The following is a 19,500-nucleotide window of genomic DNA, read 5'->3' on the forward strand; positions in this document are numbered from 1 at the left end:
TCGCAGTGTCACTGGTAATTCTGTCGTTGCCTGTTCTGACAGTTTACTGCTCGCTGCGCTCGACATGAATTGTTTTTGGGTTTACTCTTTGTCGATTTTCGTGTGGTTTCGTGTCTTTTAGTGGTAGAAAAATCGATTTCGAGAGGTTCATCGGTTCTCGTTGTGGTGTGATACTGGTGCGAACCGTGTCAGACGGACACGTGGGTTCCGTTCCTATGGCTGGGCAGGTTGGTGATCTGGAAACTGCTTGTGCGGTTTCCCTGACGGTTTCCTGTTGTCTGCGACAACCCCGGACTGCATCCGGGGGCACCCTTTCTTTCACATGAGCCGTACAGCGTGAGACGCTGTTTCTGCAGATCGGGAGACAACCGGAGCTAACGCTCTGCGGCTAATGGGGAATGTTCTACGGTGAATAGCGATGACACCTTTTGAACTTCCAGTGGTTCGAGATTTTCATCTGCGGGGGGTGGGAGCCGATCTTTATAATTTGTGGTGAATCACGTCAGGGAACCGTGAGCCACGATCACAGTCGGACAAGCCGAATGGATATAGGAATCCCGGTTCCGGATGGTGCGTGGTAGCTGCGACCTCCTGCTCGCTGCGCTCGGCCCGAATTATATTCGGTCTTACCCCTGCGCTTTATGTGCGGGAGCTGGTTGACTGAGCCCTGTCGGGCAAGCCGACGGATGGCACCCGTGCTATAAGGGATGTTGAGTTATGTTCGTTGTTGTAGTGTTCAATCTGTTATTCAATCCGGGGTGTCTGGTGACTGTGATACCGTTGCATGGTGAACTATTTTCTATAGAGGCGCGGGGGCGTCAAGGGGGGATGAACCGAATCGGGTGGCGATCTGCGTTGATACAGGGACGATGCTGGTGTGAGCAGTGGCGGTTCCGGGGTGAAAGACTGCGAAGTGCGTCGACCCGCAGGCATACATTCGGAACAGGTGCTGTTCTGCGAACTGCTTATCTGGAAAAAAGGGGCTGTTTTATAGTGATGACTGCGAACAAGTGGCCCGTGTTTCAGTGCACTGTAAACTGGGCACGCGCGCGACCCAAAACAACGCTTATCGCCGGCGGCGTGGCGGGGTCAAGTTCAAAATGCTCAGTATGACTTTGCGAATCCCCCGGTTGTGTGCGGAATTTACACTTTCCCTTTTGGGGGACTTACCGTTAAGATGTGTGGTATATACTTGTATTGTTTGAGCCGAAACAAATGGCACAGTTCGTACAAACCGCCGATGAAAAGGGGGTTCACAGGGAGAAATCCCGAGAATTCCGTTTCTTCCGGGAACATTATCGATTAAATTCATCTCCTTGTATTAGCTCATTTTATAGTGATCTTTGGCCGGAATCCCAGTCAATCAGATTTGAGTATCAGCCCAATTTTGAGGAACAACAGCGTGAAATCTATCTGGGCGTATCTGTTCGTCTTTCTTTGCGTGGTGCTGTGTTCGACGGAACTGCCTGCGCAGACTGATCAGAATGACGGCGGTGGTCAGCAGGAGCAGACCTCGCGGACAGTCACCGTTGCTGCCAGGCAGGGGCAGTATCCGCCTCTGCCAGTTCCCTTTTTTCGGGGGAATGACCCGCGGTATGAGAACATGCAGGGCTTTTATTTCAGCCTGTGGAAGTTCGTGCCTGTCGTGCTGCTGTTTCTGTTGTGGGCAAAAACTTCGTACTGGGTGGATGATGACAGCCGCAGTCTGAAGTGCGATACGGAATTCTGGAGTTCTCTGATCCTGGTCGCAGGGGGGCTGGGTTTTCTGTTTGTATTCTGCATGCCCAGTTTTGCGCTGGGCTTTGTGGTACTGGCGCTGGCTTATGGCGGACCCCTGGGTTTTTATATTCGTGAGCGAAATGCAAAGGTTCCCGCTTCGAGCCGGGTGATGACCCCGCAGCACATCCGGAATATGACCCTGCGCTATCTGTCACAGATGGGGATTCGTGTTGGCGGTTCTAAGACGCAACAGGCGGCGATGGGACCTGAGATCCGGTTTGTCGGCCGGTCTGCTACCGGTCGCGGGGATGACCCGGCCAGTTCGCGACGTGTGGAAAATTCACGTGGTTTTCTGGCAGCGAAAGAACTGGTTTACGATGCCATTATGCGTCGGGCGACGGACGTGCATCTGGAGCCGAAAGAAGATGAATTTGGCGTTCGCCTGCGTATCGACGGGGTGATGTATCCCACCGAGGGTTTTGACCGGGGTATTGGCGATGCGGTGCTGAACATTTTCAAGGTGCTGGGGGCGATGGATATTACCGAGAAGCGGCGTCCCCAGGACGGCAGTTTTCGGGCGATCATGCCTGACCGCGAGATTGACTTTCGTCTGGCGAGCCAGGGAACGCGCCACGGCGAAAAAATGAGTTTGCGTATTCTGGACCAGACGAACTCGATCGCGTCGCTGGCCGAGTTGGGAATTCGCAAGCAACTGGTTGACAAAATGAGTTCGATCGTCAAGCAGCCTCATGGTCTGTTTTTATGCTGTGGTCCAACCGGTGCCGGTAAGTCAACGACACTGTTTGCCGCTTTGCACGAGATCGACCCTTACCAGCGGAACATTATTACGATTGAAGATCCGGTGGAATACCGGATTGATAACGTGTCGCAGATTGAGATCAACCAGAAGGCGGGTCAGACGTTTGCGGAGTCTTTAAGAAGTATTCTGCGTCAGGACCCGGATGTGGTGATGATCGGGGAAATTCGTGATGCGGAAACGGCGCGAATTGCCTGTCAGGCCGCGAATACCGGGCATATGGTGTTTTCGACGGTTCACGCGAACGATACGTTTACGGCCTTGTATCGATTGATTGACCTGGAAGTGGAGCCGTTCATGCTGGCCAGTTCGCTGTCGGCATTACTGGCGCAGCGGTTGGCGCGGCGGTTGTGTCCGGACTGTAAGGAAGAGTACCAGCCGAATCCGGAGTTTCTGAAGAAGGCCAATCTGCCTCCCGATAAAGTGAAGTGCTTTTACCGGCAGCCGAAAAATCCCGAAGGGGTCTGCTCGACTTGTGGTGGCCTGGGCTACAAAGGCCGGATCAGTGTGGTCGAGCTGCTTGATTTTGACGAGCGGATGAGGGATATGATTCGAGATATGGCGAACATTTCCCAGTTGAAAGCACAGGCCCGGAAGAACGGCATGTTGTATATGAAAGAAGAAGGTTTGAGGCTGGTCGTTAAGGGGGTGACCTCCATTGACGAATTACTGCGAGTTGTGAAGTGAGAAACGTCGATTGCGTTTTTCATAATGCAGTCGCATTCATCCCTGTTTTCATTGAAATCATCGTTATTCATTCTGGACTTCAATCATGATCGACATCTTTCTGCTGGCTATAATGGGGATCGTGATCTGGTGTGTCGCCAGTGAAGGCGCCTGGGGAGCCGGCTTCATCTTTGTCTCCGTGCTGCTGGCGGGTCTGCTGGCGATGAACTTTTTTGAACCCCTGGCGACATTACTGACTAACCATGTTTCGGGTTCCAGTTCGTGGCAGCAGCGGTGGGACATCATTGCCCTGGTGGGGTTGTTTGTGGGTTTCATCTTTCTGTTTCGAGAGGTCACCGTGCGCATTGCGCCCGCATACATGCAGGTGCATCCGCTGGTTCACGAAGTAGCCCGCTGGGGCTTTGCCGCGATGACCGGTTACATCGCGATGGCATTTCTGCTGACCGCCTTGCACACCGCACCGCTGCCTCGCGAGTTTGCCGGATTTACTCCTGAACGCAATAACTTTTTTAGCGTGTTGGCGCCGGACCGGGAATGGCTGGGATTCACTCAGTATGTTTCGGAGAAATCGATGCGCAAAGGGACGTTCGGGCATCTGTTTGACGGACCGGAATACTCATTCCCCAAGCAGGATAATAAGATCTGGCCTTCATTTCCGATTCGCTATGCGACGCGCAGAGCAGAGGGTGGTGCAGGGGGAGCCGCGGCGAGACCATCGGCCGGAGACAAGGCGGACCGTTCTTTCTGAGGCGGATCGGCCTGAAAGCCGGGTTTAACTCTGTTGATTTTGAAACAGTCGGACCAGTTGCGGGATGAAGCGTTCGAAAGCGCGGGCACGATGGCTGAGATGCTGTTTGACGATTGGCGCCAGTTCTCCAAATGTTTTATGCAATTCGATGATTTCGAAATAGGGATCATAGCCGAATCCGTTCTGTCCGCGCGGGGCTTGTGTCATCCGTCCCCGGCAGCGGGCTTCGACCTGCAGGCAGATTTCTCCTGTGGGATCTGAGAGCGCGACGTTACAGACATAGGCGGCGGTTCGTTTTTCCAGGGGAACGCCACTCAGTTCCTGCAGCATCTTTTCGTTGTTCTTTTCATCGGTTGCATTCTCGCCACTGAAGCGGGCGGAATAGATTCCCGGGGCACCATCAAGGACATCGATCATGAGTCCGCTGTCTTCACCAATAGTCCAGTGTGAGAGGGTGCGCGCTGTCTGCGCAGCTTTTTTGGCCGCGTTCTCGCCGAAGGTGCTGCCGTCCTCGACGACTTCTTCTGCTTCCGGGAAATCGGCTACGCTCTGAACCTGGATGCCATGCGGGGCCAGGAGCTCGGAAATTTCACCTGCTTTTTTCTGATTACGACTGGCGAGAACGATGATTGGATAATGAGACATGGAACTGTTTTCAAAAGAGACATCAATCAAAGGCGACGAACGCGAGAAGGCGCGGCGCAAAAAAGAAGCCTTCCCGAATTCTGGCACTTTATCAGGCCTGATTAGCAGAGGGAAGGCTGTCGCGATGGTTGACTTGATCCGGAAGCTTACTTTACTTTGGGAACCTGTATCAATACAGGTTTGGGATCGAAGACCCAGGAAGCCAAGGGGGGGGCACCAGGTGAAGTTCCGGGGATGATAAAGTACTCGGACGTCATGGCTTTGACACCTGTTTCCGGGTGTGGTCTCATTTTCGAGCCAAACAGTTTGGCATAAGGCTCAATGCGAGGATCGTCTGGTCCTTTGAACGAGCCGACGGTTACAATCGAGCGGTATTTTTCATGGAGCACGTAGGCATCGATGTCTGTTGCATTCCCGGCAGGAAAGCCATATTTTTTCGCTTCACGCAAGGCCTTTGTTAAGAGCCAGGCATTTTGTGCGGCTATGTCCAGACTGTTGCTGAGTTCTTCTGATTCAGAGGCATTGGTAAATCGTGAAGTGGCTGTTTCGGTGACCGAATTTCCATAAAAGGAGGCGACGACCAGAGAGTAGTTGCCTTTGTTATTCAGCAGCGAGAATTCGACGCCGGAGTTGAGCTTGGCGATCAGGGGATCCTGTTTTCGCTGGGCAACTTCCTGGGGCGAAAGCAGCGGGTTGATGGTGAGGAACGCACCGCTCAGAGGCCCGGGCTGACCGGGAGTTTTTTTGTAGACTCCATTTTCAGTAATGACTTCGGGTTGGAAGTGTTTGATGTATTTGAGAGTCTTCTGTGCGACTTCATCTTCGCTGTCGGAATAGTTGCCGGCGATCACCGAAATCATGGCGCGCTGTGCGGCATAACTGCGACGTTCTTCCCGACCCAGACGGTCGAGCGTGTTGAACCGTTGGATGACGGATTCCTGACTGAAGGTGTAGGCAGGAATGCCGCGTTTGCGGAGTTCGTAAACCAGTTCATCGGCTGCTTCCTGGGCGCTTAAGCCTTTGGATCGCCTGCTTTCAGGGATATCGCGCAGACTGGCGACCATGATCATCCATGGCCCGTGGCGTTTGGTCAGCTTGTATTTCTTACCTTTGACGGCTTCGATGCGCGCCTCTGCGACAGGCAGAAAACTGGTCGCGCAGACCGTCATGGCGATGGTAAGAATCAGACATTGTTTAAACAGTCGCATGGTCCGCATATCAGTATCCCTTCTGAACAGCGTCCGAACCGGATGGATTTAAATTGAATGATTGAGGCTTAGTTTCCGACTTCATCCTGAAGAGAAACATCCGTCTGAAGTGTAGACGGGGGTCGTAATGATGTTGAGCAGCCTCAGACATGCGGCGGGAGTCTAGCAGTTACGCAAAAATGAGTCCAGAGCTGATTTTTTCTACCGATTTATCAGGGAGAGCAGCTGGAAAAAGTGACAGGAACGGAGTTGGCAGAGCGAAATGGTTTCCCGCGCCTGGAGAGTTGTCTATAATCTAAGTGATTGTGAAATAATAAGATATCGACTTCGTTGATTACGGATGATGATGTATGCGTGTACTTGTGGTTTCCGATGTCCATTCCAACTGGGTGGCACTTTCTTCGATTCAGGAAGAGTTCGACTACTGCCTGTGTATCGGGGATCTGGTCGACTACGGGACCGATCCGCTGCCCTGTATTGAATGGATCAAAGTACATGCCACTGCCTGTGTGCGCGGGAATCACGATCATGCCGTCGCGCAGCGGGTGGAAGCGAAAGGCTCTACCGGTTTTCGCAGGCTGGCATGTGCGACGCGGCCGCTGCATTGGGAACTGCTGGATCGCGTGAGAATGAAATACCTGGCACGGTTACCGATTTCACAACAGATTACGATTGAGGGTGTCACGTTTTATCTGGTACATGGCACGCCCCGTGATCCCCTGGATGAGTATCTGGGTGATAACGAATCAGCGTGGACTTCCCGGCTGCAGGGGATCAACGCGAACTTCATCTGCGTGGGACATACACATATTCCCTTTCACCTGGATCTGGGTGACAAGCAGGTGATCAATCCCGGCAGCGTGGGGCAGCCCCGGGACGGAGATCCGCGGGTTTCTTACGCGATCATCGAAGATGGCAAGGTCACGTTGAAACGTCAGGAGTATGATATCCAGGCAGCCATCCGCCAGATGGAAGCAGCAGGCCTGTCAGGAGAAACACTGGAGATGGCCTCCAGTGTGCTCCTTAACGGCCGAATGACTTCCTGACGATCCACGCTGGCAGTTAAGCATGTGGTTCGGTCATGCTCATTGGATCGAGGGCTTCTTTGAGTGTCTCTGCCGGCAGGATCTCCTGTTCGGTGCAGAGTTCTCGAATCGTCTTACCGGACTTGAATGCTTCTTTCGCCAATGCCGATGCTTTTTCATAACCGATGTGCGGGTTGAGGCTGGTTACCATGGAGAGACTGTTTTCGACGGCTGCGTTACAGGCTTCTTCATTGGCTTCCATATTGTCGGAGCAGAGCCGCACGAACTCATTACTGGAATTGGCCAGCAGGTGAATGCTTTCCAGCACGGTGAAGCCCATCACGGGCATCATGATATTCAGCTGGAACTGGCCACCGGCTGCCCCGGACATGGTAATGGTCTGATCGTTGCCGATGACCCGGGTTGAGGCCTGCATCATGCTTTCACACATGACCGGATTCACTTTTCCGGGCATGATGGAACTGCCGGGCTGCAGGTCGGGAATCTTGACTTCATAAAATCCACAGCGGGGACCTGAGCCGAGCCAGCGGATATTATTCGAAACATTGAACAGGGTGGTGGCGATGGTTTTTAAGATGGCGTGGCATTCAACCAGTCCGTCGCGCTGTGCATTGGCTTCAAAATGATCGGCGGCTTCGACAAATGAGATGTCGGTCAGCTTTGCGAGTTCCACACTCACGCGGTGACCGAATTCCGGATGGGTATTGATACCGGAACCGACGGCAGTGCCTCCCACGGGTAGTTCATACACGGCAGCCGCTGCCTGGTAGGCACGTTCCACACTGAGTTCGAGCTGACGGGCGAACCCGCCAAATTCCTGTCCCAGTCGGAGTGGCGTGGCATCGGCCAGATGAGTGCGGCCGATCTTGATGATCTGGTCCCAGTCTCTGGCTTTCTGTGCCAGGCTGGCGGCCAGTTTTTCCAGTCCCGGGATCAGATGATTGTGTATGCTGGAGGCGACGGCGACATGGATGGCGGTGGGGAACGTGTCGTTGGTGCTCTGTCCCATATTCACATGGTCGTTGGGGTGGACAGACTTCTCAGGAGCAAAGCGGTCCTGCCCCAGAATTTCAATCGCGCGATTGCTGATGACTTCGTTCACGTTCATGTTGCTCGAAGTTCCCGAGCCGGTCTGGTAAACGTCAATCGGAAACTGATCGTCGAATTTTCCATCGGCGACTTCGGTGGCAGCATCGATCAGCGCTTTGATCTGCTCATCATTCAGAGGATTTTTTCCGCTGCCGGCGAGCTTTCCGATGTCGCGGTTCGCATGGGCGGCGGCCAGCTTGACCTGACCCATGGCATGAATCAGACTGGGCGGCAGTGTATTGCCGGAGATCTGAAAATTCTCAACGGCCCGTTGCGTCTGTGCGCCGTAGTACGCTTCTGCTGGAACCTGTACTTCACCCATCGAATCACGTTCGGTTCGAAACCCCGACATGGTCTGTTTCCTGTCTCGTTTAAAGTTGTCAATTGTGAATGTAAAAAGAGCCGACTCCTCATCAGTGGGGAAGTCGGCTTCAATTCTAGCAAGTTGTCCTGGTTTCTCAATCGCCGCCCGGTTCGGGAGGAAAAATGCTCAGGGCAAAGGCTGTGAACTGCGGAGATAGCTGAACAGGTCGCGAACTTCTTTCTCAGAAAGCTTGTCGAGCAGGCCTTCAGGCATCAGTGATTTCTTCTGCGGCAGCATTTCATCTATATTGTCGCGTTCCACGGTAATGCTCTGGCCGTCGGCACTGCGGATGACGATCACATTATTATCCTGGTCGGCGAGGAACCCGTTTACCGTTCGGCCATCTTCGGTAACAATCAGATAGGTTTCAAAGCCTTCGCGGATTTCGTTGGAAGGGTTGATGATATTCACCAGCATGCGGCCCACGTCATCCCGTTTGAACGAAGTCAGATCAGGGCCGATTTCGCCTCCCTCGCCAAACAGCTTATGACATTTGCCGCAGTTCTTCTGGAACAGCTTTTCGCCGGCGTAGCGATCGGGTTCTTCAGTCGCAGCCGAGAGCATTTTCTGTTGCGCGGCGATCTGCTGCTGCATCTGTTCGGTTGTGGCACCGGCGATGGAACCGAAATGCTTTGCGATGAGAGCGGTAATGCCTTCATCACCGTAGACAGTCATTTTGCGGGCTGTTTCAACGGGGACGGTGGCTTTATCAATTTTCCCTGCATCGATGGACCGAAGAAATTCATAGGCCCAGGGTTTGCGAATGGACACCAGGGTCTGGGCGGCACTGCGGAGATCGTCAGACATGTTCGGGTACTGCGCGGTGACCACATTGCCGATGGATTCATTCGGGTATTGCTGCAGGGCGCTGATGGCGGCAATCTGCAACTGCAGGTCACTGGAATTCTGTATGATCTTCAACAGGACGGGGACCGACTGCGGGACTTTGACTTCGCCGAGGATCTGGATCAGGTCGAGACGCTTCTGGTTATCGGCTTTGGGGTCGGCGACGATCTTCAATGCTTTTTCAACGGCTGCCTGATCACCCTGGCGCAGACCCAGCGACAGAGACTGTCCGCCATACTTTGACATGGCCGTGATCAGCTCCTTGGGGAAGCTGGTTTGTGAACGACCTTTCATGGCGGTTTCAAATCCCGCCATCAGAATCTCGGCATGCGACTTTTCCGGAGCGAGTTCCAGCAGGCGGGCACAGACCAGCAGATCATTTCGTGAGCCGGTGGAAGCGAACCGCCGCATGATGCGTTCGAGAATGTACTTCTCCACCAGCGGATACTGCCAGACTTCCGGCTTTTCAAAGTATGCAAGCAATTCTGCCCGGTTTTCGGCAACCCGTTTTTCCAGGGACCACCAGAGAATCAGAGGCACGTGCACATCATCCAGGTCTTCAGAGCGGCTTAACAGATGAAAGGCGATCGGCAGACCTGGTTCTGCAGGCAGCCGTTTGGAAGAACTGGCGAGCTGGCTGCGAACCTGCACGTGCGGTTCGGTTAAGGCAAGCGCGACGAGCTGCTGACCGATTTCAGTGGAGACCTGATGGTCATCACAGAGCAGCCGAATCGTCCAGGCTCTGACATAAGGATCGGAATGCTGTAGCGATTTCTGCGCGACGCTTTCATCAAAACCACCACTCAGGTTCAATGCCCAGAGTGCTTCCAGGGCAGACTGCCCGTCTGCAGAGAACAGTTTTTGTTTGAGTGCAGGAATCACACTGGCGTCTTTACGATCGCCGAACAGGCGGAGTGCCTGCTGGCGAAACCATTTGTTGGGATGGTCCAGAACGGTGATCAGTTCCCGGGAAGATTTCTGGCCGAGGTCGAAGGGAGCCAGCGGTTTCGCATTTTTCGCAGTGAGCCGATAGATGCGTCCATCGTCTTTTTCGACCTGGCCGGAATAGTGCTGACCGTGGGCAATCTGATGTTCGTACATGTCACAGAAATAAATCGCGCCGTCGGGACCGAGTTTAATATCGACGGGTCGAAAGCGTTTGTCGGTGGTGGCGACGGGGCGTTGCAGGTCTTCTGTCTGATAGGACGATCCGTCGCCGGTGATCTTACTTTCGACGACACGGCCCTGCAGCGGTTCGATTCCAAACAGGTGTCCCCAGTATTTTTTCGGTAGTGTTTCTGCTTCGTAGATAATAAAGTTGTGGGTGAAACGAGGCACGTTGGCATGTTTCATGGCCTGGAAATAACCGAAGGCATAGGGGTTGGAGAGAGGGCCGTGTTTACCGAAGCCTTTCTGGTAGTAGCTGCCTTGTGTGTAATGGAAACCACGTGTATTGCCCCCGTTGTGACCGGAATAGAGTCGGCCTTTGTCATCGAATTCGACGCCGAATGCGTTTCCGCCTCCCTCTGCAAAAATTTCGTAAATCTGTTTTTCCGGGTGATAACGCCAGATCAGCTGCCCCAGCGTCTGAATGGCTTCCTTGTCTTTCTGACCGGGCTTTTTGACTTTCCCGGAAACAGTACTTCCCTGGGAAGAGTAGAGCCAGCCGTCCGGCCCCAAGCGGAGGCTGTTGACAACCGAGTGTGTGTCTTCCAGGCCGAAGCCTTCGAGGTGCACCACGGGATCGCCGTCGGGAACATCATCGTTATCCTTGTCTGGATAAAACAGTAGATAAGGCGGGTTCAAGACCCAGACTCCGCCCCGACCTTTGACAAACGAGGAAGCGATATTCAGACCGTCCACAAACGTTTTATGCTTATCATATTTTCCATCGCCGTTGGTATCTTCATGGATGGTGATTTTGTCGGCCCCTTTTTCATGGTGTGGCGGAGGCAGGGGGATTTTATCGTAAACGGCGCGATGGTGTTTGTCTTTGCTGAGAATTCTCAATCCTTCCGGATACGGATACTGCAGGTAGTTGATTACCCACATGCGTCCGCGTTCATCGAAGTTTTGAAAGATGGGTTGCTTGACCTCGGGCTCGGCGAGCACCTGTTCAATCTTAAGATCATCGGGAACGGTAAACTGCTTGAGTGAGTCCGCCGGACTGAAGAATTCACCCCCTGTATTATTCGGTGGAGGCACCGGAGGGGCAGCCTCTGCTCTCTTACTTTCGGAATACGAGGCTGCCAGGACAGTCAGCAGAATGAGCAGTCGATGGTTCATTAATCGAAATCCTTTTGGTTGGATCATGCAGTCGGTCTGAATCAGATCAAGGTGGGATGGATGTACGATTCCGCAGGACAGCTTTCCTGTGGATTGATGGATATCGTGCAGAATCTGTTACCCAGTCTGCAGGGAGCGCATGCCAAAATCAAGTAACCCACAGAGAATGCAGTCTGGTTTCTCTGACGACCCTGTCATATTTCTTATCTGTTCTGGTGCTTTTCAAGTCCTCTGAAGTGGAAACAGGTTCCTGTATTTACTTACGATAAATGATCGCCGATTCCTTAAAGGCAATCTGTGGTTTTCGTTAAATCGTTTCCATTCAGGACTATACACTTATGTTAAAACGAATCATGCTGGTAACCATTGTGTTGAGTTTGTCACATTTCGTCTCGTTGGCAGGGGCCCAAAAACAGAAGACGGAAACTCATCCGCTGCCTGATACAGTAGCTGATGACGCAAAGTTGCAGGAAGAGTATGCCGCGAAAGCATTTTTCGAAGGGCCGATCTGGGACCCGGCGGGCGAACGGTTGTACTTCACTTCATTCGTCGACAAGGACACGAAAATCTTACGTCTGGATAAAACGGGGAAAGCGAGCGTCTGGCTGGATGATACTAAAGGCATCAACGGGACATACCTCTCGGTAGAGGGGCGCATGCTGGGCGCGCAGGCTTATGGTCAGCATGTAATGAGTTACGCCTTCGGAGAGTCTGGACCAGCCGATACGATTGTGGTCGCAGAGAACCCGAAATGGAACCAGCCCAACGATGTGTGCCAGACACCCAATGGGAATATCTATTTTACCGACCCTGATTTCAAGAATCGAAAAACCAGCGCCGTGTATGTAAAAACAACCGAGGGAGAAGTGAAAAAAATCATCACCAGTATGCCGGTCCCGAATGGCGTGATCGCATCGAATGACGGGAAGACTCTGTATGTGGGCGACAGTCACGAAAAGCTGTGGCGCAGTTTTCCGATCCTGGCAGACGGAACGGTAGGAGAAGGTCGGTTGTTTTTTGATCCAGAAACATCACGCAAGGATTCTCCTGACGGGATGAGCATTGATGCGGAGGGGAACCTGTATCTTTCCGGTCGGGGTGGTGTGTGGGTAGCGAGCCCCTACGGGAAATCACGGGGCCTGATTCCTGTTCCCGAGTTCTGTTCGAACGTCACTTTCGGGGGAGCGGATGGAAAGACGCTGTATTTCACCTGTGCGAATAAAGTCTATAGCCTGCAGATGAAGGTGAAAGGCGGGCAGTTTCGTTAAGCTTCAGCAGGCGGTGATGAAAAAAAACAGGCGCTGTCCGGATGTGACAGCGCCTGTTTTGTATTTGCAGGGGGACAGCAGGTTTACAGAATCGCAGCCCCTTTGACGTCGATGCCTTTGAGAACCATTTTCAGCTCTTCGACGTTCGGTGAAATTTCGAACGCATCGGCACGGCTGATGAATTCACGGTCGATGAATCCTTTCAGGCTGTCGTTAAACTGCTGCATACCTTCGTCTTTACCGATCCGAATGGCGGCGGACAGTTTTTCGTCCTGCTCTTCCAGAACCAGTTTACGCACGGTCGGATTGAAGGTCATGATTTCGACAATGGGAACACGACCCGGCTTGTCGACAATGGTCTTGAGCAGTTTTTGCGCGACGATGGCACGCATGTTGAACGCCAGACTGCCTCGCAGCGCTTTATGCATATCCTGCGGGAAGAGGTCGAGAATACGACCGATACAACTGGGGGCATTGGAAGCGTGAATGGTTCCAAATACAAGGTGACCTGTTTCCGCAGCGTGGATCGCAGTCGAGAAGGTTTCCATGTCACGCATTTCGCCCACCAGCATGATGTCGGGATCCTGACGCACGGCGTGTTTCATTGCGATTTCGAAGTCTTTCACATCGATGCCGACCTCGCGCTGATTGATCAGACACTTATTCTGTGTGTAGACGAATTCGATCGGGTCTTCAATCGTCAGAATGTGCTTGCGGTAATGATCGTTCACCCAGTTCAGCATGGAAGCAATGGTGGTTGACTTACCACTACCCGTCACCCCGGCCAACAGTACCATGCCCTGGTCGAACTTACATAATGACTCCATCACGGGAGGCAAATACAAACCATCAAAGTTGGGAATCGAGCGTTCGATTTTACGGGAGACCATGCCGGGAAAACCGAGTTGGATAAACAGGTTCACACGGAAACGCCAGGGTTCCCCTTCGTGTTCCACGACATAAGAAAAGTCAGCTCCCCCTTCATCGTGGAAGATCTTCAAGTTGCGTTCATCCATCATCGGTGTGAATAACGCCATCATCTGGTCGCGGTCGATGGGGTCCATCTGCAGTTCCCGCAGCGTCCCTTTGACACGCAGGATCGGGGCTTTGCCGACCTGCATGTGTAAGTCGGAACCGCCATGCTTGATCAACTGGCGGAAGACTTTGTCGATTTCATTTTCAACACGCCCTGTGATGGGATTGACATCTTTGGGGGTCGCAGGAACTGTTGTCGCCATAAACAAACTCCACTTATTCTAACACTGCATTCTGCTGCAAGAGCGAGCAGCGGAATTGACAGGAAATGCTGATCTGAAATGGGGGCTCTGATCAGAGCCCTTTTCTCTACTGCGAACCCACCTGGATCCGCTATTACTATTTTGAGGACTCTGAAAGAACATGCAAGCTTCAATTCCCGCGATACCGGTAAATTTGTTGCTCTACCGGGGAAACGGGTAGACCTTTTTCGGTTATCGGTTACACCCGGTCCAGAGAGACATCGCTTTTGAAACGAATCGGAATTCCCCGTTCCGCCAGATAATGTTTCGTTTCATCAACAGGATGGGTCCCATAGTGAAAAATGCTGGCAGCCAGCGCCGCGCTGGCTTTGCCTTCGGTCAGAATCTGATATAAGTGTTCAGGGCAGCCGGCCCCCCCACTGGCAACCACGGGGATCGTAACGGCTTCCGCAACGGCGCGCGTCATCGGCAAGTCGTAGCCGTCTTTGGTTCCGTCGGCGTCCATAGAAGTCAGCACGATTTCTCCTGCTCCCAGATCTTCGACTTTTTGAGCCCATTCGATGGCTTCCAGACCAGTCGGGACGCGACCGCCGTTTACATGCACTTCCCAGAATTCTTTGCCGTCTTTCTGTACCCGTTTGGGGTCGATATTCACGACGATACACTGGCTGCCAAATCGCAGGGCGGCTTCGCGGATCAAATCCGGATCTTTGACGGCGGACGAGTTAATGGAAACTTTATCACAACCGGCGTTCAGCAACGCGCGGATATCTTCCAGTGTGCGAATTCCGCCTCCTACGGTGAGAGGCATGAAGATGACTTCCGAGGTGCGGCGGACGATATCGAGAATGATCTCGCGTTCTTCGTGGCTGGCGGTGATGTCCAGAAAGACCAGTTCGTCGGCTCCCTGTTCTTCATAGCGCGCGGCGACTTCAACCGGATCACCGGCGTCCTGCAGATTCAAAAAGTTGACCCCTTTGACAACGCGCCCCGCATGGACATCCAGGCAGGGAATAATTCGTTTTGCCAGCATTGAATAAAAGCCTTGGTATTTTTGATGATAGGTAGTTGAATCTATATTACTTGCCGGATTGCACTGTCTAGATTATCCGACAGGGAAAGATTTCGGTAGTGATCGGGCCTGCTGTCACTTGAATTGAAGGCTAAAATAGCGGTTTTCATAGCGAATTACTGGCTGCAGAGAATCGGACTGTGTCCAGTTTTACAGTAGCAACTCCAGCGCCATTAGAACCGGGTATAATAGAATGAGAAGCGCTATGCTTAAAGACGATGAAAGCGGGATTCGTAAAAAAACCGGCTGCCCCATTGAGGGACAACCGGTTGGAGGAAGAAATCCAAATCAGTTACATGCAAATGATCAAGCTTTAAGTAACAGGATGCCAGTGGTTCATTTTACTATGGCTTTGTTGTATCAACAGGAGGCTTAAGAGCTGGATCATCTTCTATAGGAGCTGAAGCCTCTTTCTCAGATTGGGCTGCGCCTCCCGAACAGGCAGACATCGGTAGCATCAGAGCCAGGCTCATAAGACAGGGACATACCTTTCGAAACAATTCCACAAACACCATCATCTCCTTCAAATGCGAATCAAAAAAAAACTCTCCAGGAGTAAACTGTGTACTCAGCCAGGGCGCCTGCGAAAGGAAGCCCTGACTGAAAAAACTGATTTAGTATTCACCAATCACCTGACCGTCATGGATACGTGTGAGCAGGGCATACTGATTGTGGTCCATATTTTCGCTTAAGAAGCGAACAGCGCCATCTCCCATCAAAACATGACAGCCCCCTTCGTGGACACTGGAGGCCACTTCGATATAAATTCTGGGGTCATTCGCTGTACCAGCGCCCGTCGCGCCGAGGACATCGTAAGGGCCATTAATATGATACCGTTTGTTGTTGATGTAACTGGGATCAATATTGGGGTGGTTCACTGCGAACGTTCCGCCGTAACGATGTTGCGCCCATAAGGGGGAATACGCATCATCGCGTTTTCCGTAAATGCAGCCTTCGGTCATGGCAATTGAGTTGCTGAGTCCGTCAGTAACTGCCTTGAATTTAGCAGCCCCGTTGAAACCAAACATGCCTTGATATTGAATCCCGGTCTTACCATTCGGCAGGCTACCAGTCGATTCGCGATAAGCAGAATAGAGTCCTCCCCCTGGCCAGCCATTACTGTGCCCTCCGGCGCAGAACAGATAATTTGATCTGGCGGCACTCGTGGCGAGATAGCTGGCATCCGTTCTGTCTTCAGGAGTCTGACCTTCATCGGAAGGGCATAAGAGTGCCGGCAGGAGAGTCTGACCCAGTGGGGTATTCGAGTTAGGCCACCCGCCTGCGACAGCAGTAAAATAGCCGTTTGTCGCACCGCTGCTGGCAATATTAAAATTCCATTTGTTATAGAGTGGTGCCTGATCGATGAATGGTAACAGTAAAATAAAACCGGTGTGGTTTAACCCGTTCGTTGCAGGCTGACCTGCAATCGTTCCAGAACCTGCCGGGTTAATGGCACCGGGGGGCAGTACACCATGGGTTTCATTATAGTTGTGGAGCGCCAGTCCCAACTGTTTCATGTTATTGACGCAGGCTGATCTCCGCGCTGCTTCGCGTGCCTGCTGTACAGCGGGCAGCAGCAGTGCAATCAGAATTGCAATGATGGCAATGACCACCAGCAGTTCGATCAGCGTAAAGCCCCGTTTGAATGTAAGTCGCTTCATGTTCATCTCCAGAAAGATAAAGAAATAAGAGATAAGGATAAACAATTTTAGAACTTTGAGATCGTTCTCAGCGGAACGAAAGTTCTTGACAAAGGCACGACACATTGAATTAAGTCAATTGAGTTCTGCCTGAACTGGCGGGTCAATCCATTTGATAGAGAGATCCTTAAAAAATCAGTCGCAAGACGCCATTCCGTTACAGGCTTATCTGGCAGAAGGTATTGAATGTCAGATGCTTAAGATCGTTTGCTGGTGAAAGCTTTATTTCGACTCCAGTTTGAAATCGATGTTATTTTCTCCCGCTTTCACCTCTGCCGTCAGGGTTGTGTTGGCATTGTATTTTGCGGGGATAGGCTCCTTTTTTGCTGTTTTCGCTTTCGGGGTTCCCGCTTCTTCGAAACCAGCATCCGTTGCGGGATCTACATTAGCCATATCGGCATCCGGATCGGCTTTGGGAGCCGGAGGTTTCCCCGTGGTAATTCGGACTTTATGCTTCCCGGGAATGGCGCCCATCGCATTACCTCGATGGGCAAGTTCATACTTACCATCAGCATCAGTCTGATCAGTGGAAGGATTTCCATTCTCAGGTATAAAGACCACTATTGCGTTGGCCAGTGGCTTGCCATCCATCGTGACGACGCCGGTGACTTTTTCGAGCTTGACTTCCGTTCCACTTCCTGAGCATCCAAAACAAAAAACAGTTATTAACATCAGTGAAGGCAGCAGTGATAATTGGTCTTTACAGCGCATTCAAGAACTCCGGTGTTTTCTCATGAGAGTAATATCTGAGTCGATTCAGTAAGCGAGAAAACCCGGTTCCACCAAGGGGTGAAACCGAGTAAAGCAGTTACGTTTTCGTGAGTATTAGAATTCACCCACAACGTTTTTATCATCGATACCACACAGGAAAATCAGGGTGTCACCGTTGATATTTTCGCTGATAAACCGAACGCCACCATCGCCTAACAGGAAATGACAGCCGCCTTCATGGGAACTGCTCAGTCCCCAGGCATTCGCAGACCCGGTGTTGCCTATGCCATTGATCATATAGTACGACGACAGAACCTGATCTGAGTTTGTTGACCAGCCTTCAAAGGTGCGCACGACCGCGGTGTGATATTGCCAGCTTCCATAGCTACCGGAATTAGCATTGTTGGTAGCATTTGACCCTGCCCAGACCGCGCCACTGAAAGTGCCTTCTGTGGTTCTTTCACCCAGCATCACAACATTACTCAGGCCATCTCGGAACGATTTCATGTTTCTGGGAGTGTGATCAGCCCAGGCTGAATTGACACTCGTTTGCGTAGTGGCACCAGTTGGGAGAAAAGCACATGAGTAAAGACCAACATAGTTGGACTTTCCAAAGTTACCGATATTCGGATTCAGACCGTCAGCAGGATCCGAAGGACAGGCCAGTGAAGCTATCGGAGTTTGAAAGAGGCTCAGCTGAGCGACCGTGTAAGGCGAAATCGGTTCACGCCAGGGGCCATTCATGTTGATCTGGTTGTAAATGTTTGCCTGGTCCATAAAGGGGAGCAGCATAACATTCCAGCCGAGATAGCTTTCCGTACCAGGAGGGTCGTAAACCGTATTCCGAATGTTCTCGACTTGCATTTGTGGGAAAATACCATGTGTTTCATGGTAGTTGTGTAAAGCAATTCCTAGCTGCTTCATGTTGTTCTTGCAGGTTGATCTGCGTGCTGCTTCTCGTGCCTGTTGCACTGCGGGCAGCAGCAGGGCAATCAGAATGGCGATGATGGCAATGACCACCAGAAGTTCGATCAGGGTAAAACCCCGTTTTGCAGTGAGCCGTTTCATCCAGGTCTCCGGTAATAGAAAGAGAATTAAGAGAAATGAAAAGCATTTCTCACTCTTATCCGGCCTTTTAAGCGAATTGAAAACGGCGATGCAGGGGAGGTATAAGTATGTATCGTTTTTAGGGTTACGAAGCGCATCATTTTACGCCGCGCAGCGATACACAAAATATCTGAGCACAGTCAAATTTCAGCTAGCTGTCAAAGAGCGACTTTTTTAATTAACAGATAAGAATAAGAAATTTGCATATATCAACAAATAAACTGTCCGAAGAGACAGAGAACTACTCTCGCTGTAAAGTGACACATTTAGAAATGTGTAAAGAGACTGAACAGAACTATTTAAAGAATTGTATTTTGATTTGTCAACAAAAAAATTCATGCCGGGCATTAATTATTTCACCTCAAATTGCATAACTGGCAGAAATTATTGGCTTTAAGTACATTTGTTTTCTTTGAAATATTATTTTTGCCCAAATATTTGCGGAATTGCCGGGTTGACGCTCATTTTTATACCCTGCTAACCAGAATTTGATCGAATTCTGTCAGCGTCGCAATTCAAATTGTCATCTGAATCAATAAATAAACCATTGAACGAACCGAAAGTTTCGATGGATTTTTTTGCCGGCGCTAAAACTTCGTTAAATAAAATTCAAACCTGAAGTCAAGGTGGTGTTCCCGGATCCACTTTGGCTTTCCGTTCCGTTTTTGAATTGTCTGTTGCTCGCACGGCTTCTTTTGAGAGAGGTTCGATCATTAATCAAAAAAACCGGTTGCCCCTGAGAGAGGCAACCGGTTTGAGGAAAAAATCGAAATTCAGTTACGTGCAAATAATCAAGCTTGATCCAACAGGATACCCGTTGGTTATTTTATTATGGTGTTGTTGTATCAACGGGAGGTTTTAGGGTTGGATCATCTTCTATTGGAGCGGAAGCCCCCTCATCAGATTCGGCTCCGCCGCCGGAACAGCCCATCATCGGGAGCAGCAAAGC

General features: G+C 51.5%; 14 protein-coding genes. 5 read left to right on the forward strand and 9 right to left on the reverse strand.

Translation table 11 applies throughout. The features are described from left to right. The first annotated feature begins 1,402 nt into the window (after positions 1–1,402). Together GmarT_RS01115 and GmarT_RS01120 are read left to right on the forward strand one after the other, a co-directional pair. A complete protein-coding gene (locus GmarT_RS01115; RefSeq protein WP_230682390.1) occupies positions 1,403–3,223 on the forward strand; it encodes a GspE/PulE family protein in 1,821 nt (606 codons plus the stop codon). 85 nt (positions 3,224–3,308) lie between these two features. After that, positions 3,309–3,971, forward strand: a complete 663-nt coding sequence (locus GmarT_RS01120; protein WP_002646918.1) for a CvpA family protein — start codon at positions 3,309–3,311, stop codon at positions 3,969–3,971. A gap of 24 nt (positions 3,972–3,995) precedes the next feature. On the opposite strand, the gene rdgB is transcribed toward GmarT_RS01120, so the two are convergent. Next, on the reverse strand, positions 3,996–4,616 hold the full coding sequence (rdgB, locus tag GmarT_RS01125) for an RdgB/HAM1 family non-canonical purine NTP pyrophosphatase (RefSeq protein ID WP_044238149.1): 621 nt from the start codon (positions 4,614–4,616) through the stop codon (positions 3,996–3,998). 146 nt (positions 4,617–4,762) lie between these two features. After that, entirely contained in the window at positions 4,763–5,833 is a 1,071-nt protein-coding gene (locus tag GmarT_RS01130) for a hypothetical protein (RefSeq protein ID WP_002646916.1), read from the reverse strand. A gap of 341 nt (positions 5,834–6,174) precedes the next feature. Here GmarT_RS01130 and GmarT_RS01135 point away from each other — a divergent pair, with 341 nt between their 5' ends. Beyond that, positions 6,175–6,870: a metallophosphoesterase family protein gene (locus tag GmarT_RS01135; protein WP_002646915.1), complete on the forward strand. Its 696-nt coding sequence runs from the start codon at positions 6,175–6,177 to the stop codon at positions 6,868–6,870. Between the two features lie 16 nt (positions 6,871–6,886). Here the strand turns inward: GmarT_RS01135 and GmarT_RS01140 are convergent, their stop codons facing one another. Then, on the reverse strand, positions 6,887–8,311 hold the full coding sequence (locus tag GmarT_RS01140; protein ID WP_002646914.1) for a class II fumarate hydratase: 1,425 nt from the start codon (positions 8,309–8,311) through the stop codon (positions 6,887–6,889). Positions 8,312–8,449: 138 nt separating this feature from the next. Continuing rightward, entirely contained in the window at positions 8,450–11,455 is a 3,006-nt protein-coding gene (locus GmarT_RS01145) for a PVC-type heme-binding CxxCH protein (protein WP_002646913.1), read from the reverse strand. Positions 11,456–11,793: 338 nt separating this feature from the next. On the opposite strand from GmarT_RS01145, the gene GmarT_RS01150 reads away from it, so the two are divergent. Beyond that, positions 11,794–12,723 carry an SMP-30/gluconolactonase/LRE family protein gene (locus GmarT_RS01150; protein ID WP_002646911.1) on the forward strand — a complete coding sequence of 310 codons (930 nt, stop codon included), beginning with the start codon at positions 11,794–11,796 and terminating at the stop codon, positions 12,721–12,723. 83 nt (positions 12,724–12,806) lie between these two features. Here GmarT_RS01150 and GmarT_RS01155 read toward each other — a convergent pair whose 3' ends face one another. Together GmarT_RS01155 and hisF are read right to left on the reverse strand one after the other, a co-directional pair. Further along, positions 12,807–13,961, reverse strand: a complete 1,155-nt coding sequence (locus tag GmarT_RS01155; protein ID WP_002646910.1) for a type IV pilus twitching motility protein PilT — start codon at positions 13,959–13,961, stop codon at positions 12,807–12,809. Between the two features lie 238 nt (positions 13,962–14,199). Beyond that, complete coding sequence (gene hisF / locus GmarT_RS01160; protein WP_002646909.1) at positions 14,200–14,994, reverse strand: imidazole glycerol phosphate synthase subunit HisF; 795 nt, start codon at positions 14,992–14,994, stop codon at positions 14,200–14,202. Between the two features lie 244 nt (positions 14,995–15,238). Between hisF and GmarT_RS29330 the strand changes: the two genes are divergently transcribed. Then, positions 15,239–15,409 carry a hypothetical protein gene (locus GmarT_RS29330; RefSeq protein ID WP_155367953.1) on the forward strand — a complete coding sequence of 57 codons (171 nt, stop codon included), beginning with the start codon at positions 15,239–15,241 and terminating at the stop codon, positions 15,407–15,409. A 238-nt stretch (positions 15,410–15,647) separates the two neighbouring features. Here GmarT_RS29330 and GmarT_RS01165 read toward each other — a convergent pair whose 3' ends face one another. The 3 genes from GmarT_RS01165 to GmarT_RS01175 form a co-directional block, all read right to left on the reverse strand. Beyond that, positions 15,648–16,694 (reverse strand): DUF1559 domain-containing protein, encoded by a 1,047-nt coding sequence (locus tag GmarT_RS01165; protein ID WP_044238207.1) that lies wholly within the window; start codon positions 16,692–16,694, stop codon positions 15,648–15,650. 261 nt (positions 16,695–16,955) lie between these two features. After that, the gene (locus GmarT_RS01170; protein ID WP_002646906.1) at positions 16,956–17,444 is read right to left on the reverse strand and encodes a transthyretin-like family protein; all 489 of its coding nucleotides are present in this window, start codon (positions 17,442–17,444) and stop codon (positions 16,956–16,958) included. Positions 17,445–17,558: 114 nt separating this feature from the next. Continuing rightward, a complete protein-coding gene (locus GmarT_RS01175; RefSeq protein ID WP_002646905.1) occupies positions 17,559–18,512 on the reverse strand; it encodes a DUF1559 domain-containing protein in 954 nt (317 codons plus the stop codon). Positions 18,513–19,500 lie beyond the last annotated feature (988 nt).

It is taken from the genome of Gimesia maris, from assembly GCF_008298035.1.
Taxonomy (GTDB): Bacteria; Planctomycetota; Planctomycetia; order Planctomycetales; family Planctomycetaceae; genus Gimesia; species Gimesia maris.